The organism is Bradyrhizobium sp. FW305-F6, assembly GCF_058782905.1.
Window position 1 is genome coordinate 412,988 of sequence record NZ_JBYSYD010000002.1, and the last position, 16,701, is coordinate 429,688.

Annotated in this window: 13 protein-coding genes; 11 read left to right on the forward strand and 2 right to left on the reverse strand. The window is 65.4% G+C overall.

What is annotated here, in order from left to right:
• Positions 1-48 precede the first annotated feature (48 nt).
• The 4 genes from AC3WLX_RS13205 to AC3WLX_RS13220 all read left to right on the forward strand — a co-directional run bounded on the left by AC3WLX_RS13205 (position 49) and on the right by AC3WLX_RS13220 (position 3,837).
• Positions 49-993 carry an ABC transporter substrate-binding protein gene (locus AC3WLX_RS13205; RefSeq protein WP_492336260.1) on the forward strand — a complete coding sequence of 315 codons (945 nt, stop codon included), beginning with the start codon at positions 49-51 and terminating at the stop codon, positions 991-993.
• 63 nt (positions 994-1,056) lie between these two features.
• Positions 1,057-1,830: an ABC transporter permease gene (locus tag AC3WLX_RS13210; protein ID WP_492336261.1), complete on the forward strand. Its 774-nt coding sequence runs from the start codon at positions 1,057-1,059 to the stop codon at positions 1,828-1,830.
• Positions 1,827-2,612 carry an ABC transporter ATP-binding protein gene (locus AC3WLX_RS13215; protein WP_492336262.1) on the forward strand — a complete coding sequence of 262 codons (786 nt, stop codon included), beginning with the start codon at positions 1,827-1,829 and terminating at the stop codon, positions 2,610-2,612. The genes AC3WLX_RS13210 and AC3WLX_RS13215 overlap by 4 nt, the downstream gene beginning before the upstream one ends.
• The gene (locus AC3WLX_RS13220; RefSeq protein WP_492336263.1) at positions 2,605-3,837 is read left to right on the forward strand and encodes a Zn-dependent hydrolase; all 1,233 of its coding nucleotides are present in this window, start codon (positions 2,605-2,607) and stop codon (positions 3,835-3,837) included. The genes AC3WLX_RS13215 and AC3WLX_RS13220 overlap by 8 nt, the downstream gene beginning before the upstream one ends.
• On the opposite strand, the gene bamA is transcribed toward AC3WLX_RS13220, so the two are convergent.
• Positions 3,834-6,347 (reverse strand): outer membrane protein assembly factor BamA, encoded by a 2,514-nt coding sequence (bamA, locus tag AC3WLX_RS13225; RefSeq protein ID WP_492336264.1) that lies wholly within the window; start codon positions 6,345-6,347, stop codon positions 3,834-3,836. The two genes, AC3WLX_RS13220 and bamA, sit on opposite strands and share 4 nt — an antisense overlap.
• A gap of 298 nt (positions 6,348-6,645) precedes the next feature.
• On the opposite strand from bamA, the gene AC3WLX_RS13230 reads away from it, so the two are divergent.
• The 7 genes from AC3WLX_RS13230 to AC3WLX_RS13260 all read left to right on the forward strand — a co-directional run bounded on the left by AC3WLX_RS13230 (position 6,646) and on the right by AC3WLX_RS13260 (position 16,185).
• On the forward strand, positions 6,646-7,014 hold the full coding sequence (locus tag AC3WLX_RS13230) for a hypothetical protein (protein ID WP_492337279.1): 369 nt from the start codon (positions 6,646-6,648) through the stop codon (positions 7,012-7,014).
• Positions 7,015-8,099: 1,085 nt separating this feature from the next.
• The gene (locus AC3WLX_RS13235) at positions 8,100-9,659 is read left to right on the forward strand and encodes an efflux transporter outer membrane subunit (RefSeq protein WP_492336265.1); all 1,560 of its coding nucleotides are present in this window, start codon (positions 8,100-8,102) and stop codon (positions 9,657-9,659) included.
• Positions 9,656-10,882 (forward strand): efflux RND transporter periplasmic adaptor subunit, encoded by a 1,227-nt coding sequence (locus AC3WLX_RS13240; protein WP_492336266.1) that lies wholly within the window; start codon positions 9,656-9,658, stop codon positions 10,880-10,882. Before AC3WLX_RS13235 ends, AC3WLX_RS13240 begins: the two co-directional genes overlap by 4 nt.
• A 1-nt stretch (position 10,883) precedes the next feature.
• Positions 10,884-12,842: a MacB family efflux pump subunit gene (locus AC3WLX_RS13245; RefSeq protein ID WP_492336267.1), complete on the forward strand. Its 1,959-nt coding sequence runs from the start codon at positions 10,884-10,886 to the stop codon at positions 12,840-12,842.
• A gap of 90 nt (positions 12,843-12,932) precedes the next feature.
• Positions 12,933-13,646 carry a response regulator gene (locus AC3WLX_RS13250; RefSeq protein WP_492336268.1) on the forward strand — a complete coding sequence of 238 codons (714 nt, stop codon included), beginning with the start codon at positions 12,933-12,935 and terminating at the stop codon, positions 13,644-13,646.
• On the forward strand, positions 13,643-14,974 hold the full coding sequence (locus AC3WLX_RS13255) for an ATP-binding protein (protein ID WP_492336269.1): 1,332 nt from the start codon (positions 13,643-13,645) through the stop codon (positions 14,972-14,974). Before AC3WLX_RS13250 ends, AC3WLX_RS13255 begins: the two co-directional genes overlap by 4 nt.
• A 56-nt stretch (positions 14,975-15,030) precedes the next feature.
• Positions 15,031-16,185 carry an MFS transporter gene (locus AC3WLX_RS13260; RefSeq protein WP_492336270.1) on the forward strand — a complete coding sequence of 385 codons (1,155 nt, stop codon included), beginning with the start codon at positions 15,031-15,033 and terminating at the stop codon, positions 16,183-16,185.
• Here the strand turns inward: AC3WLX_RS13260 and msrA are convergent.
• Positions 16,182-16,697 carry a peptide-methionine (S)-S-oxide reductase MsrA gene (gene msrA / locus AC3WLX_RS13265; protein WP_492336271.1) on the reverse strand — a complete coding sequence of 172 codons (516 nt, stop codon included), beginning with the start codon at positions 16,695-16,697 and terminating at the stop codon, positions 16,182-16,184. The two genes, AC3WLX_RS13260 and msrA, sit on opposite strands and share 4 nt — an antisense overlap.
• Between the last annotated feature and the right edge of the window lie 4 nt (positions 16,698-16,701).

Genomic DNA, 16,701 nt, shown 5'->3' on the forward strand with positions numbered 1-16,701 from the left:
GCAGATTCAACAGGACGTCAAACCATCGATCGGCAGAGGACGATTATCATGCGTAGTTCGACAGTATTTGCGACAATCATTGCTCTCGCGGCCTCCACTCCGGCGCTCGCCCAGGACGTCAAGGTCGGCATCGGCATTTCCGGGTGGACCGGCTTCGCGCCGCTGACGCTGGCGAAGGAAGCCGGCATCTTCAAGAAGAACGGCCTCGACGTCACCATCAAGAAGATTCCGCAAAAGGACCGCCACCTCGCCATCGCATCCGGCGACATCCAATGCGCGGCGACCACGGTCGAGACCTGGATCTCCTGGAATGCCAACGGCGTTGCGACCAAGCAGATCTTCCAGCTCGACAAGAGCTATGGTGCCGACGGCATGGCCGTGCGCAACGATGTCGCCGCGATCAAGGATCTCAAGGGCAAGACCGTTGCGGCCTCCGCCCCCGGCACGTCGCCGTACTTCGCGCTGGCCTGGATGCTGAAGAAGAACGGCCTGACCACGAAGGACGTGACCGTGGTCAACCTCGAGCCGGCAGCGGCGGCGCAGGCCTTCGTCTCCGGCCAGAACGATGCGGCGATGACCTATGAGCCATACCTGTCGACCGTGCGTGCGGCGCCCGACAAGGGCAAGATCATCGCGACCACGCTGGACTATCCGATGGTGATGGACACGTTCGGCTGCACGCCGAAGTTCCTGACCGAAAATCCCAAGGCGGCCAAGGCGCTCGCCGATAGCTATTTCGAGGCGATCGATATGATTGCCAAGGACCAGGCCAAGTCTTATGAGATCATGGGCGCCGATGTGAAGCAGACCGCCGAGCAGTTCGGCAACTCGGCGAAATATCTGCGCTGGCAGGACAAGGCGGCGAACCAGAAGTTCTTCGCCGGCGACTTCCTGACCTTCAACAAGGAGGCCGCCGAGCTCCTGCTCGAGATCGGCATCATCAAGGCCGCGCCGAAGGTCGAGGACCTCTACGACGCGAGCTTCATCAAGTAAATTTCTTCGAGCTGCCGGTTCCGCCAGAGGCGGAGCCGGCGCGTCATTCGGATTCACAATTTGATGCGTCCTCTGGACCCTGTTACGTCGAAGCAGCGCGCGGCTTACGGCCTTGCGTTCTTCGTGCTGTTCGTCGCCCTCTGGTCGTGGGCGACATTCGGCGGCCATGTGTCGAAAACCTTCCTCGCCAATCCCCTGACCATGGTGCAGGAAGGCATCGAGCTGCTCACCAAGCACGGCTTCCTGTTCGACATCGGCATGACGATCTGGCGCGTCGTCGGCGGCTTTGCGCTCGCGGCTGTTATCGCGGTGCCGCTCGGCGTGCTGATGGGCGCCTACAAGCCGGTCGAGGCGTTCCTCGAACCGTTCGTGTCGTTCGCGCGCTATCTGCCTGCCTCCGCCTTCATTCCGCTGCTGATCCTGTGGGCCGGCATCGGCGAACTGCAGAAGCTGCTCGTCATCTTCATCGGCTCGGTGTTCCAGGTCATCCTGATGGTGGCCGTCACCGTGGGCGCCACGCGGCGCGACCTGGTGGAGGCGGCCTATACGCTCGGAGCGAGCGACCGCGGCATCATCCGCCGCGTGCTGCTGCCCTCCTCTGCGCCAGAGATCGCCGAGATCCTGCGGCTGGTGCTGGGCTGGGCCTGGACCTACGTCATCGTCGCCGAGCTAATCGGCTCGTCTTCGGGCATTGGTCACATGATCACCGACAGCCAGGCGCTGCTCAACACCGGGCAGATCATCTTCGGCATCATCGTGATCGGCCTGATCGGCCTGATCTCGGACTTCCTGTTCAAGGCGTTCAACGCCTGGCTGTTTCCGTGGAAGCTCGCATGACGACGCTCAAGGTCGAACAGGTTTCGCGCACCTTCCCGGCACGCCACGGCAATGCGCCCACCAAGGCGCTGGAGCCCACCGATCTCGTCATCGGCAACAACGACTTCGTCACCATCCTCGGCCCCTCCGGATGCGGCAAGTCCACGCTGCTGCGCATCGTCGCCGGCCTCGACCGCCCGACCAGCGGCCGCGTCACGCTCGACGGGCGCGAGGTGACCGGCCCGGGGGCGGATCGCGGCATGGTGTTTCAGTCCTACACGCTGTTCCCCTGGCTGACCGTGCGCGAGAACATCGCGTTCGGCCTGCGCGAGCGCGGCGTGTCCGAAGCGGAGCGACACAAGATCGCGGATGCGTTCATCCGCCAGGTCGGATTGTCCGGCTTCGAGAATCATTGGCCCAAGCAGCTCTCCGGAGGCATGCAGCAGCGCACGGCGATTGCCCGCGCGCTCGCCAATGATCCAAAAATCCTGCTGCTCGACGAGCCCTTCGGCGCGCTGGACAACCAGACCCGCGCCCTGATGCAGGAGATGCTGCTCGGAATCTGGGAACGCGACCAGAAGACCGTGCTGTTCGTGACCCACGACATCGAGGAAGCCATCTTCCTCGGCAGCCGCGTCATCGTGATGAGCGCACGTCCTGGACGCATCAAGGCAGAGATCCATGTGGACCTGCCGCATCCACGCTCCTACAAGATCAAGACCACGCCGGAATTCGTCCAGCTCAAGGAACGGCTGGTCGAGGAGATCCGGACCGAGGCGCTCAAGGTTGCCGAACATGCCTGACACCCAGCCCCGCGCCGACGGACAGCGCGTGCTCGCCGATCTCCATGCGCTGCGCGCCTTTGGCGCCTACAAGACCGGCGTGCACAAGCCGACCTTCTCGGAGCCACACAAGCTCTCCCTGGAATGGCTCGTCCAGAAGCTGCCCGAGGCCGACCTCGCCGGGACGATCGACGGCATCGGCAACGTTTTCGGAACCAGCGCCAAGCCCGGGCCGAAGCTGCTGGCGGGTTCGCACCTGGAGAGCCAGAACTATGCCGGCTGGCTCGATGGCCCCCTCGGCGTCGTCTACGCGCTCGAAGCGGCGCGTGTTCTCAACCCGGATCCCGCCGTGAAGGGCGCCGTCGAGGTTGCCTGCTGGTGCGACGAGGAAGGACATTTCGGCCATTTCCTCGGCTCGCGCTCCTATGTCGGCCAAGTGACCGAAGCCGACATCGACGCGGCGCGCGACCGCACCAGCGGCCGCCCCATGCGCGATGCGCTTGCCGAGATGGGGCTTGACGGGCGTCCGCGCATCGCCGCGGAGCCGGGACGGCACGTCGGATATCTGGAGGCGCATATCGAGCAGGGCGACACGCTCGAAAGCGGCCGTCTTGCGATCGGCGTCGTGACGTCCATCGTCGGCATCTGGCAATACCAGATCAACTTCGCCGGCGAGCAGAACCACGCCGGCACGACCCGCATGGCCGTGCGCAAGGATGCGGGCCTGGCGCTGGCAAAGTTCTGCGTCGCCATCGACCAGCGATTCCCGGCCGCCTGCGGCCCGCGCACCGTCTGGACCACCGGGCGCATCGCGCTCGATCCGGGCGCGCCGAGCATCATCCCGGGTGGCGCAGAGATGCTGTTCCAGATCCGCGACGACGATCCGGCCGTGATTGCGAGGCTGGAGCAATTGCTGCGGACCATGGCGGACGAGGCCAGCGCGAGCGGTCCCTGCACCGTCACCGTCGAAAAGCTTCGCACCGGCGCGCCCGCGATGATGAATTCCGCCTTTCAGGACGCAATCGAAGCCGCGAGCAAGGCCGTCGCCGGCGGTCGCTCCATCCGCATGCCCAGCGGCGCCGGGCACGATGCGCAGATGCTCGCGACAATCATGCCCGCGGCCATGCTGTTCGTGCCGTCGATCGGCGGCATCAGCCATCACTGGACCGAAAACACCTCCGACGCCGACATCGTCACCGGCGCAGAGGTGTTCGTCGACGCCTGCCGCCGGATCCTCGGCGGCTAGAACGACGTGCCGCCGCCGAATCTGAACTCCTGCACGGTGTCGTACTTGCCCTTGGTGATCGGCACCGCATAGTCGAAGCGCAACGGGCCAAACGGCGAGGCCCAGACCAGGCCGACGCCGACCGACGATCGCACCACATTGCCGTCGTCATATTGCAGTCCGCAGGTCGGGCAAGCCTTGGTGTTGACCTCACCGGTGGCCGACCACGAGGTCGGACCCTGGTAGCCCCAGAGCGATCCGGCATCAGCGTACACGGCGCCCTTCAGGCCGACTTCCTTGGGCAGGAACCAGAACGGCATCTGCAACTCCATCGAGGCGCCCCAATACTTGGTGCCGCCAAGCGAATCGCCGCTGGAGCCCAGGCTCCAATAGGTGACGTCGCGCGGGCCAATGCCGTTCGACGCGAAGCCGCGCACGAGATTCGGCCCCATCTGGAAATGATCAAGCATGCGCAGCTCCTGGCTACCAAGCTTGCTGAGGACACCGCCCTGGAGATGGATCACGCTGACGATATCGAGCACGAGCGGCGTGTAGTACTTGGTGTCCAGCGCCGTCTTCAGGTAGGTGACGTCGCCGCCGACGCCGGCAAAGTCCTGCTTGAAGTCGACCAGCAACCCCTCTGTCGGGTTCTTGGTGTTGTCGAGCGTGTTGTAGTTCAGCGAGTAGCCGAGCGCCGACGTCCAGCTCGCGCCGTCGGCAAGTTCTTTCCGGACCGGCAGGCTCGACTCGCCGTCGCCGTAGCAGCCGTATCCGTAGACGCCCGAATCCGTCGAATTGGTCGGATCCACCCCGCCCAGGACGTTTCGAACGTAGGCAGGGGTCGGATTGAAGGCCGGCGAGGTGTTGGACGCGTTGTTGTTGCAGTTGTTGTAGGCGCTCGCAAGGGTGATGCTCTGCTGATAGAGCGAGTAGCGGAGCTGCAGAGACAGGTCCTCACGCAGGGACAGCCCGATCCGGGGAGAAAAGCCGAGCGTGGTCACATCGTAGCTCGTATAACTGTTCGACCTCTGCTCCTTCCAATACGTGTCGATACCGAGGGCCAGCCGATAGTCGAGCAGATAGGGCTCGACGAAGGACAACGATACGCCACGCGAATACTGGCCATAGGTGACCGAGACCTTGCCGTAGAGACCGCGACCGAGCAGGTTGCGCTCGGAAACGGAGACCTCGGCCAGCGCGCCGTCGGTGGTGGAGTAACCGCCCGAGATCGAGAAATCGCCGGTCGATTTTTCTTCCATGTCGACGATCAGGATCACACGATCGCTGGAGGAGCCGGGCTCAGTGACGATCTTCACGCTCTTGAAATAGTCGAGGTTCTTCAGCCGCCGTTCGGCGCGATCGACCAGCGCGCGGTTGTACGCGTCGCCCTCCGAAATATCGAACTCCCGGCGGATCACGTAGTCGCGCGTGCGGGTGTTACCGCGGAAGTTGATGCGTTCGATGTAGGTACGCGGGCCTTCGTCGACGTTGAAAACGACCGACACGGTTCGCGCCTCGAAATTGCGATCGCCGGCAGGACGGACGACTGCGAAGGCGTAGCCGCGGCGCGAGGCTTCGATCTGCATCTCCTCGGTCGACTTCTCGATCGATTCGACGTTGTAGAGCGAGCCGACCTTGACGCGCGAATAGCTGCGAAGCGAATCTGCGCCGAAATTGGCAATGCTGGAACGGAAGTCGACCGACCCGACCCGGTATTGCTGCCCTTCCTCGATCTTGAAGGTGACGAGGAAGCCCTTCTTCTCCGGATCGTATTCGGTGAGCGCCGCGACGACCTGGACGTCGGCAAACCCGTTCTTGAGATAGTAGCGGCGAATCAGGTCCCGATCGGCCTCGACGCGGTCGGGGTCGTAGATGTCGTTACTGCCGAGGAAGCTGAGCAGGTTGCTCTCGCGGGTCTTGATGACGTCGCGCAGGCGCGAGGCCGAGAAGGCACTGTTGCCGACGAACTCGACGGACTTGACCGGAGTCTTGCCGCCCTCCTCGATCGTGAAGACGAGGTCGACACGGTTGTTCGGCTGCTCGATGGTCTCGGGCGTGACGCGCACGTCGTAGCGGCCCGAACGCCGATAGATCTCGGCGATGCGCAGCGTGTCGGATTGCACCAGCGCCCGCGAGAAGGCCCCGCGCGGCCTGGACTGTATCTCGGCCGAGAGCTGCTCGTCCTTGATCTTCTTGTTGCCCTCGAAGGCGACGCGGCCGATCACGGCGTTTTCCACCACCGACACCACGAGGCGGCCACCGGCCTGACTGATCTTCACGTCCTGGAACAGTCCTGTCCCGATCAACGCCTTGAGTCCGTCATCGATCGCGGGTTGATCGAGGCGGCCCCCGGCGGCCGGCCGGAAATAGGAGCGGATCGTTTCGGCCTCGACGCGGCGGTTACCTTCGACCACGATCATCTGCACGCCTTGCGCGGCCGCCGGCTGCGGCAACAGCACGACGGGAATTGAGCTCGCAATCGATAAACCACTCATCGCCACCGCAATCAGCCAGGCCCGCAACACCGACATTCCACACCTCAAGAGCACCTCCTGCTCTGAAACGAGACCGCTGTGGCCGCGATGTGGCCCGGAGATTGCTGTACTGTTTCCGGTCGTTGAAATTGATTGGCGGATCAGCCGCATGAGCGCCGCGGTCATGACGACCGCGCGCGCCCCTCGGGGACGAGCGATGGAGATTGCGGGTGCCGCGGATGCGGCCTATCCGCGCGAGCGCGCAGCAACATCGGGCAACGCCCCGGTTCTTTACAGTCTGCCGGGCCGGTGCGAGAGGCGACGACATCATGAACTTGCATGGGGTTGCTTCCCGATGAACGCGCTCGTCACGACCAGAACGGTACTGGCAGTCCTCCTCTGCTCGACCCTCGCCGCCCACGCCGCAACCACCGGCAAGCGCGCTCAACAGCAAGCGGCGCAGAATGCCGTCTATGAGTACGGTCCGGGCGGCGCGAACCGGTCCTACCAGTCGGGCCCACGCACGCGCATCTATGTAAGCAAGCGGTCCTGGCTGGACGGCGGGACTGAAGTGCTCCCCGGGGAGCGCAAGTTCACAGACTACGCCTTTCCGCCTGGCGCATCCTTCGCGCGCAGCAACAACAACCGGCCGCTCGATCGCCAGCCGCTGAGCCCGGATTCGGATCTGGGCGGATTTGCACAGAGGATCCCGATCTCGTGGTGATCCGGCTGTCTCTTGTCCCGGACAGGCCGCAACGTCCACGCACTGCGTCCGGGGCACGAGAGCGGAGTTGTGGCGCTCGCGCTGTCGACACTCCTCATTGCGATGCTCCAGTGCACATCTCAGCGGCGGTGCCGTAGGGTGGGCAAAGGCGCTCTTGCGCCGTGCCCACCACCTGTTCGATACGGGTATCGCAGCGTGGGCACGCTGCGCTTTGCCCACCCTACGAGATCGAGATTGGGGCACACAGTCCAGCTCGCAGACACGCCTTCGCAGCCTCGCGGCGCAATTCGCCCGAGCTTTGCTTCGTCGCTTCACCCTCTCGAGCCAAGAGGGCACAGGGAAGGCCGGGTGCCGACAACGCACCCGCGGTCTGCTGCGCGAAAACTGCGCAAAGGAGACCGCACAGCAGCATACAGGTGGTGCCGATCACTCGACCTTCCCTGCGCGATGGTCGGACGGCTTATGCCGCGCTCTCCCGGGAGCCGAACTTTCCCTCTGGCCTCCCTCGCCCTCGCGGAATTCACCGTCCCTCGCGTCGGTTGACGCGAGAGCCGCATCCGCAAAAGCTTGACCGTAGCAACGACGGCCAGGACCACACGGTTTTGCCGTACGCACGGCCCGCCATTTCGCCCGCAGTATTCCCGGATGCCGTCGACAGCACCGGAAACTTACAGACGAGACGAACCTAGCAGCGCCGTTCGTCCGCGCGCGGCCGCGAGCTCACCGGGGACTACCCTCCCTGCCCGCTACCATCGCGCCCGACGCCGCCGCGTCCACCGCAAGCCCGGCTCGCGAACATGACGACCTCACGATCGCCCCTCAAGGATGAGCCGGGATGAGCGACACATACGCCATTTCCGAATTTCGGTAAAGCGGAATATTTTTGCGACGACGGGTTGACAGAGGGTGAAACAGGGCCGAGTCCTCGCCGCCGAGATACCCCGCAACATCTGTTTACATTCAGCAACATTCACGCTGCCGAAAGGCCACGATCGGGCGGCTAGTGGGCCTTGTTTGTCGTTCCCTACCGAAGGCCACGAGCACTGCGCGTCCCGCGGCAAGGCCCATGGATCTCAGTCGATTTGATGCCGCCACACTTGTTCGTCGCAGTTTTCACGCCATCCGCAGAGGAGGACCATCACCCGACGCCGTCCCCACTGCGCGCCGCCCTGTCGCGCGCCGGATCGGCCTGCGTCGCGCTGATGCTGGGCGCCACATTGGCTGGCTGTGCCGTGGGCCCGGACTATGTCGGCCCGCCCGGGCTGGACTTGCCGTCGCATTGGAGCGCCAAGTCCATCTCACGCCGGCACGCCGGCACGCTGGATCGCTGGTGGCTACGTCTGCGCGACCCCCTGCTCAACCGGCTGATCGAACAGGCGGTCGATGCCAACCCCGACGTCGCCAAGGCCAAGGCCGCTGTGCGCGAGGCGCGAGCGACGGTGCAACAGACCCGCGCCGGCCTGTTTCCTTCCGTCACAGGTTCTGCGTCGGTGAGCGACAACAAGACCAGCGCCGGCTCCGGTTCGGCGGTCGCCGACACCGCGCCCTACACGCTGCATCAGGGCAGCTTCGATTCGAGCTGGGAGCTCGATCTGTTCGGCGGCACGCAGCGGAATATCGAGGCTGCGGTGCGCGGGCAGCAATCGGCTGAAGAGGATCTGCGCGACACCCTCGTCACGCTGATCGGCGACGTCGCCGCCTATTACGTGGAGGCGCGGGGATACCAGGCGCGGATCGCGCTGGCGCAGCGCACCTCCGTCTCGCAGCGCGACACCGAAAAGCTCACCCGCAGCAAATACGAGGCCGGCAGCAGCAACGCCGTCGATCTCGCCAAGGCGACCGCACAGGCTGCGACCACGGAGGCGAACGTTCCGACCTATCGTGCGGCGCTCGCGGCCGACATCCATCGGCTCGGCATCTTGCTCGGGCGTCCGCCCGACGGCGTCGCTTCGCTGATGGCACGGTCCGCGCCAGTGCCGGCGCCGCGCATGCCGCTCCCCACCGGCTTGCCCGCCGATCTCCTCGCGAGCCGCCCCGACGTTGCCAGCGCCGAGCGCAAGCTCGCCCAGGCCACCGCCAAGATCGGCGCGGCCGAGGCCGACCGCTATCCTGCAGTGTCGCTGACCGGCTCGGTCGGCACCTCCGCGCTGCGCGCGGGCGATCTCGCAAAATACTCCACCATAAGCTGGTCGGTGGGGCCCGCGATCACGGTGCCGGTGTTCGACGCGGGCAAGCGCCTGGCGACCGTCAAGATCGCGGAGGCGCAACGCGACCAGGCGTTCGCGACGTTCCATTCGACCCTGCTCGCCGCGCTTGAAGACGTCGAGAACGCGCTGGTGTCGATTTCGCAAGAGCGCGTCCGCGGGGTCAAGCTGGCCGAGGCAGCAAAGAACTATCGGGAGGCCGCCCGGCTGTCGCGATCGCTGTTCGAGACCGGCAGCGCCAGCTTCATCGACGTGCTGGACGCCGAACGCTCGCTGTATTCGGCTGAGGATTCGCTGATCCAGAGCAAGGTGTCGGCGGCCAAGAACTACATTTCACTCGCGAAGGCGCTCGGCGGCGGCTGGTCAGATCCGGTCGACATATCCGCGCCCATCATCGTGGATCTCAACACTGGACCGCACTTCAGGGAGACGGTGAAGTGACTGCAATCATCACCGCCAGGCGGCTGAAGATCGCCGCGGCCCTGATCGCCGTCGTCGCAGCCGGCGTCGTGGCGGCCACGCGCCTCTCCGGCACGCAGGGCAAGGCGCAGTCCTACATCACCGCGCCGGTGATCGTGAGCGACCTGCGGGAGGAAGTGCTCGCGAGCGGCACCCTCAAGCCGGCGCGACTGACCGCGGTCGGCGCGCAAGTGTCGGGCCGGATCACCGCGCTCAACGTGCGCGTCGGCGACACGGTCAAGGCCGGGGACGTCATCGCCCAGATCGACCCCGTCACCAAGCAGAACGATCTGCGCAGTTCGGAAGCTTCGCTCAAGAACTACCGCGCCCAGAAAATCGAGAAGGAAGCCGCGTTGGTGCTGGCGGAAGCCAACCTCGCGCGCCAGCAGGCGACACTGGCGCAGCGTGCCACCTCGCGCAGCGATTTCGACAGCGCAGATTCGACGGTGCGGCAGACCCGCGCCCAGATCGCCGCGCTCGAAGCGCTGATCGTGGGCGCTGAAGCCAGCGTGGAGACCGCGCGAGTCAACCTCGAATACACCCGCATCACCGCCCCCATCGACGGCACCGTGCTCGCCACCGTGGTTCAGGAGGGCCAGACAGTCAACGCGGTGCAGTCCGCGCCGACCATCGTCGTGCTCGGCCAGCTCGAGACCATGACGGTGCGAGCCGAGATCTCCGAGGCCGACATCGTCAAGGTCAAGCCGGGCCAGGCGCTGTATTTCACCATCCTCGGCGACCAGGACCATCGCTACGAGGCCAGGCTGGAGCAGATCGAGCCGGCGCCCGAGTCGATCAAGAGCGACGCCAGCTTCTCTTCGACCACCACCTCGAGCACGAGTTCGAGTTCGTCGAGTTCCACCAGCACCGCCATCTACTACATCGGCGTTTTCAACGTCCCCAACAAGGATCTTTCGCTAAGGACCTACATGACCGCCGAGGTGCACATCATCACCGGTGAAGCCAAGCGCGTGAAGGTCATCCCCGCGCTCGCGTTGATGCGGAAATCCGACGGCCGCAGCACCGTCCGCACCCTCGATGCGTCGGGTGACGTGCGCGAGCGTGAGGTCAAGACCGGCCTCAACGACCGCACCATGGTCGAGATCAGGTCAGGCCTGTCCGAGGGCGAAAGGGTCGTCACCGGAGAAGCAAGCGAGCAGTCCGCATCGCGCGCCATGCCGGGCGGCCCGCCGGGGGGCCCCTGACATGAGCGAACCCATCATCTCGCTCGAGAACGTCCGCCGCGAGTTCATGGCCGGCGACACGCGCGTGGTCGCACTCGACGACTTCTCTTTGGACATCCGCCGCGGGGAGATGGTGGCGATCATGGGCTCGTCCGGCTCGGGCAAATCGACGCTGCTCAACATCCTCGGCTGCCTCGACCGGCCGACGTCTGGCACCTATCGCGTCGCCGGCAAGAACGTCTCCGAGTTCGACGCGGACGCGCTGGCGGCGCTGCGCCGCGAACATTTCGGCTTCATCTTCCAGCGCTATCATCTGCTCGCAGACCTCTCGGCCGCCGCGAATGTCGAGATCCCCGCCGTCTATGCCGGCGTCGATGCGCGCGAGCGCCGGATGCGGGCGAACTCACTGCTCGAACGGCTCGGCGTCGGCAGCCGAGGCGGCCATCGCCCGAACCAGCTCTCCGGCGGCCAACAGCAGCGCGTCTCGATCGCGCGGGCGTTGATCAACGGCGCCGAGGTCATCCTGGCGGACGAGCCCACCGGCGCGCTCGATCGGCGCAGCGGCGAAGAGGTCCTGAAGATCCTCAAGGAGCTGCACCGCGAGGGACGGACGATCATCATCGTCACCCATGATGCCGATGTCGCCGCCCGGGCCGAGCGCATCATCGAGCTGCGCGACGGCAGGATCGTTTCGGATCGCCGCACGGAGACCACGGCCACGGAGCTCGCAGCTCCGGTCCCCCGAACCCCGTGGGACAGCCGCCCCGGCTGGTCCGGCGCTTTGCGGCGGCTCCGCGAGGCCTCCCGCATGGCGCTGGTGGCGATGGCCGCGCACAGGCTGCGCGCCTTCCTGACCATGCTCGGCATCATCATCGGCATCGCGGCGGTATCGTCCGTGGTCGCGCTCGGCAACGCATCGCAGCGCAAGGTGCTGTCGGACATCTCGAGCCTCGGCACCAACACCATCGAGGTGTTTCCGGGCAAGGACTTCGGCGACGCCCGCGCGGCCAAGATCAAGACGCTGGTGCTCGACGATGCCCGCGCGCTCGCTCGCCAGAGCTTCATCGCCGGTGTCACCCCGACGGTGTCGACCAGCACGACGGTGCGCTATCGCGGCAACGAGTCCAACGTGCTCGTGAACGGGGTCGGCGAAAGCTATTTCCTCGTCAAGGGCGCCAAGCTGGCGAAGGGCCGCCTGTTCGACGAGGATGCCGTCCGCAACATCGAGCGGCAGGCGGTCATCGACGATAACACCAGGAAGACCTTCTTCGCCGACGACCAGACCTCCGGCATCGGCCGCGTGATCTGGCTCGGCAAGGTGCCGTGCCGCATCGTCGGCGTGATCGCCCAGCAGCAAGGCGGGTTCGGCTCGAACCAGAACCTGTCGGTCTACCTGCCCTACACAACCGTGCAGGCCCAGTTCACCGGCGACCGTGCGCTGCGCAGCATCCTCTTGCGGATCAGCGACGAGATCTCGACCAATCTGGCGCAGGACGCGGTGACCACGTTGCTGACCCAGCGGCACAACACCAGGGACTTCGTCATCCTCAACACCGACGACATTCGCCGCACCATTACCAGCACGACGCAGACGCTGGCATTCCTCGTGGCGGCGATCGCGGTCATCTCTCTGGTCGTCGGCGGCATCGGCGTGATGAACATCATGCTGGTATCCGTCTCGGAGCGGATCAGCGAGATCGGCGTGCGCATGGCCGTCGGCGCAAGGCGCAGCGACATCCTCCAGCAGTTCCTGGTGGAGGCGATGCTGATCTCGTCCATCGGCGGCATCGCCGGCATTCTGATCGCGGTCCTGCTCGGCATGGCCGTCAACATCGCGATGCCGGGCTTCCAGATCAGCTATTCGCCGCTCTCCATCGGCGCTGCGTTCCTGACCTCAACCGGCATCGGTGTCGCCTTCGGATTCTTCCCCGCGCGGCGCGCCGCCTTTCTCGACCCCGTAGTGGCGCTCAGCCGCGACTGACCGTAGGATTGCACCATGACCGTAGTTGTTCGGACGAGACAAACGTCCTCAAATCGACCAACGATCGACGCTCCCGATGCGATCTCAACCATGACCAACGGCACCCCCACTATCCTGATCGTCGAGGACGACCGGCAGACCAGCGACCTCATCGTGCGCTATCTGCACGAACATTCCTTCGCGGTGCACGCGGCCACCAACGGCCGGGAGATGGACCGGCATCTGTCGCAGAACCGCATCGACCTCATCGTGCTCGACCTGATGCTGCCGGGCGAGGACGGCCTCAGTCTCTGCCGGCGCGTGCGCATGGAATCCATGACGCCGATCATTATCCTCACCGCGAAGGGCGAAGATCTCGACCGGATTCTCGGCCTCGAGATGGGGGCTGACGACTATCTGCCGAAGCCGTTCAACCCGCGCGAGCTTCTCGCCAGGATCAACGCCGTGCTGCGCCGCCAGGCCAGCGGACTTGCCGCCGGTGCCACGGCGACGCGCCTCAAATTCCAGGGCTGGATCATCGATCTCCGCTTGCGGGAATTGCGCGACCCCGAGGGCGCTCAGGTGCCGCTGACCAGCGCCGAGTTCGATCTGTTGCAAGCCTTCTGCGAACGGGCCGGCCGCATCCTCACCCGTGACAATCTGCTGAGCATGACACGCGGGCGTCCCGGCGCCAATTTTGGCCGCAGCATCGACGTGCTGGTCAGCCGGGTGCGCCGCAAGATCGACCGCAACGAGGAAACGTCCGTGATCAAGACGGTCCGCACCGGCGGCTACATCTTCACGCCGGTGGTGGAGGAAGCATGAGGCGCGCCGCCGACATCGTCGCGCTGTTCAGCTTCAGGCGTATCAGCGGCCAGATCGCGGCCTTGATCCTGGGATCACTGATCCTGATCCATTTGCTGATTGCCGGATACTTTCTGCTCAACCGGCCGAACGTTCTGACGGACAGCCCCTTGAAGCAGTTCGAGCTGGTTGCGAGGATCATCGTCAATACGCCGCAGGGAGAGCGAGGTGTCGTTCTCGAAAATGCCAGCCGGACCTTTCCGTCGCTGAAGCTGCAGTTGAGAAAGGATGTTTCCGCCTCCACCGCTCCGTTGCCGGAGCGGACGCGCTTGCCCACTCCCTCGACTATCGAAGGCCCAGTCGATCTCATCCGCGGCTCCACACCGGAAGACAATCGCCTCTGGTTCTATCTGGCAAACGACGACGTGCTCGAGGCGACGATCGGGACATTCAGGATGCCTGACTTCGTGAGCGGCCTCTGGACGAGCACGCTCCTGTTCCTGGTGGCGAGCGTGACGCTGCTCGGTCTCTGGGCCGGCCGCGCGCTCAGTTCGCCCCTGTCGGCCTTCGCGCGCGCGGCGGAGGACTTCAGCTTGAATCGCTCGTCCGAGCCGTTGCCTGAAAACGGCCCGGAGGAGATCAGATCCGCGGCGAGAGCGCTCAACCGGATGCGCGAACGCGTTACCGCGCTGATGAACGATAGAACTCGAATGCTGGCCGCCATCAGCCATGACCTGCGCACCCCGATCACGCGCCTGCGGCTACGCTCGGAATACATCGAGGATCCGGCACAGCGCACCCAGACCGTACGCGACCTCGATCAGATGCAGTCGATGCTGGAGTCGGTGCTCTCGCTGCTGCGCAGCGAAAGCCCGGTGAAGCCGACGCTGGTGGACGTCGCCGCGCTGCTCCAAATGGTTTGCGAGCAGTTTTCGGATTCCGGATTTGCCGTGACCTATTCCGGCCCGGACCGGGCCGCCTTCGTCCTGCGGCCCGACGAGGTGATCCGCGCGGTCACCAACCTCGTCGAGAACGCAACACGTTTCGGAACCCAGATCGAGGTCGCGCTGTCGACGATCGAGGACCGGCTCCTCATCGACGTCTCCGACGACGGGCCCGGTATTCCCGACGAAAGGAAGGCAGCGATGCTGGAACCGTTCGTGCGCGGAGAGGACGCCCGAACCATGGACGAGACGGCCGGATTTGGTCTCGGCCTTTCGATCGCGCAGGCGATCGTGACCGCGCATGGCGGAACGCTCGAACTGCTCGACAACGCGCCCAAGGGCCTGCGCGTTCGCTTGCAGCTCGCGAGTTCACCTCGCGACATCTCGAGCCCGCCGAAGACATAAAGTCGCGACAATCGTCGGGCTTGTCGGTCGCCCGCCTTTGCTCCCCCGGAGTCCTCATGTCTTCTGCCGACCGGCCTGCGACGCGCCTTGCGACCCGACTTGCCTTCTTCGTCGCGGGCTTCGGCATCGCGTGCTGGGCGCCGCTGGTGCCGTTCGCGAAGGCGCGGCTCGCGGTCGACGACGGCGTTCTCGGGCTGCTGCTGCTCAGCCTCGGCATCGGCTCCGTCCTCGCGATGCTGCTGACCGGCGTGCTCAGCGCGCGCCACGGCAGCAGGCCGATCATCATTGCGGGCGGGCTCGGTCTGACGCTGGTGCTGCCGCTGCTGGCGGTGGCAGGATCGCCCACGACGCTGGCGCTGGCGCTGTTCGTCTTCGGCGCCGCGCTCGGCTCCATCGACGTCGCCATGAACATCCACGCCGTGGAAGTGGAGCGCGCCGCCGGGCGTCCGCTGATGTCCGGCTTCCACGCCCTGTTCAGCATCGGCGGCTTCGCCGGATCCGCGCTGATGACGGCGCTGCTCTCGCTGCAGCTCAGCGCACTCGCCTGCACGCTGATCTGCGCCGTCCTGATGCTGATCGCGATGCTCATAGCCTCGCCGCGCCTGCTTCGCGCGGTGCAGGTGCAGGAGGGCCCGTTGTTCGTGCTGCCGCATGGATCGGTGCTGCTGCTCGCGCTGCTTGGCGCCATCACCTTCCTGGTCGAAGGCGCGATGCTCGATTGGAGCGCGCTGCTCCTCATCGGCGCGGGGCTCGTCACCGAGGCGCAAGGCGGAACCGGCTACATCGTGTTCTCGATCGCCATGACGGTGGGACGGCTCGGCGGCGACGCGGTCGTTGCGCGCATCGGCGACCGCGCGACGCTGCTCGGCGGCAGCCTGATCGCCATTGCGGGCTTTGTGGCCCTGCTCACGGCGCCCGTTGCAGCGGTTGCCATTGGCGGGTTCCTGCTGATCGGGCTCGGCGCGTCGAACCTCGTGCCGGTGCTGTTCAGGCGGGCGGCGCGGCAAACGGTGATGCCTGCCGGCCTCGCGGTCGCGGCCGTCACGACCGCAGGCTATGCCGGCGTCCTCATCGGCCCGGCCGGCGTCGGCTTCATCGCGCAGATTGGCGGCCTGCCCTTGGCGTTCTGGCTGCTGGCGGCACTGATGGGGCTCGTCACGCTATCGGCGCCGATCGTCACGACCGGCGCAGGACAGGCTCCCTCGAGCTAGCCGCCCACCGCAGCCGCGCGGCGCGGCAGCTTCCAGCCGGACCGGATGAAGTGGCAGGTGTAACCGCTGGGATAGCGTTCGAGATAATCCTGATGCTCCGGCTCGGCCTCCCAGAACTCGCGCGCGGGCGCGACCTCGGTCACGACCTTGCCGGGCCACAGGCCGGAGGCCTCGACGTCGGCAATGGTGTCTTCGGCGACCCGCTTCTGCTCCTCGCTCGTGTAGAAAATTGCGGAGCGATAGCTCGTGCCGATATCATTGCCTTGGCGGTTGAGCGTGGTGGGGTCATGGATCTGGAAGAAGAACTCCAGCATGTTGCGGAAGCTGGTCCTCGCCGGATCGAACATGATCTCGATCGCTTCGGCGTGGCCTTCGTGATTGCGGTAGGTGGCGTTCTTGACGTGGCCTCCGGTGTAGCCGACGCGGGTGGAGATCACGCCCGGCTGCTTGCGGATGAGATCCTGCATGCCCCAGAAGCAGCCACCGGCCAAAACTGCGCGTTCCGTCGTCATGTGA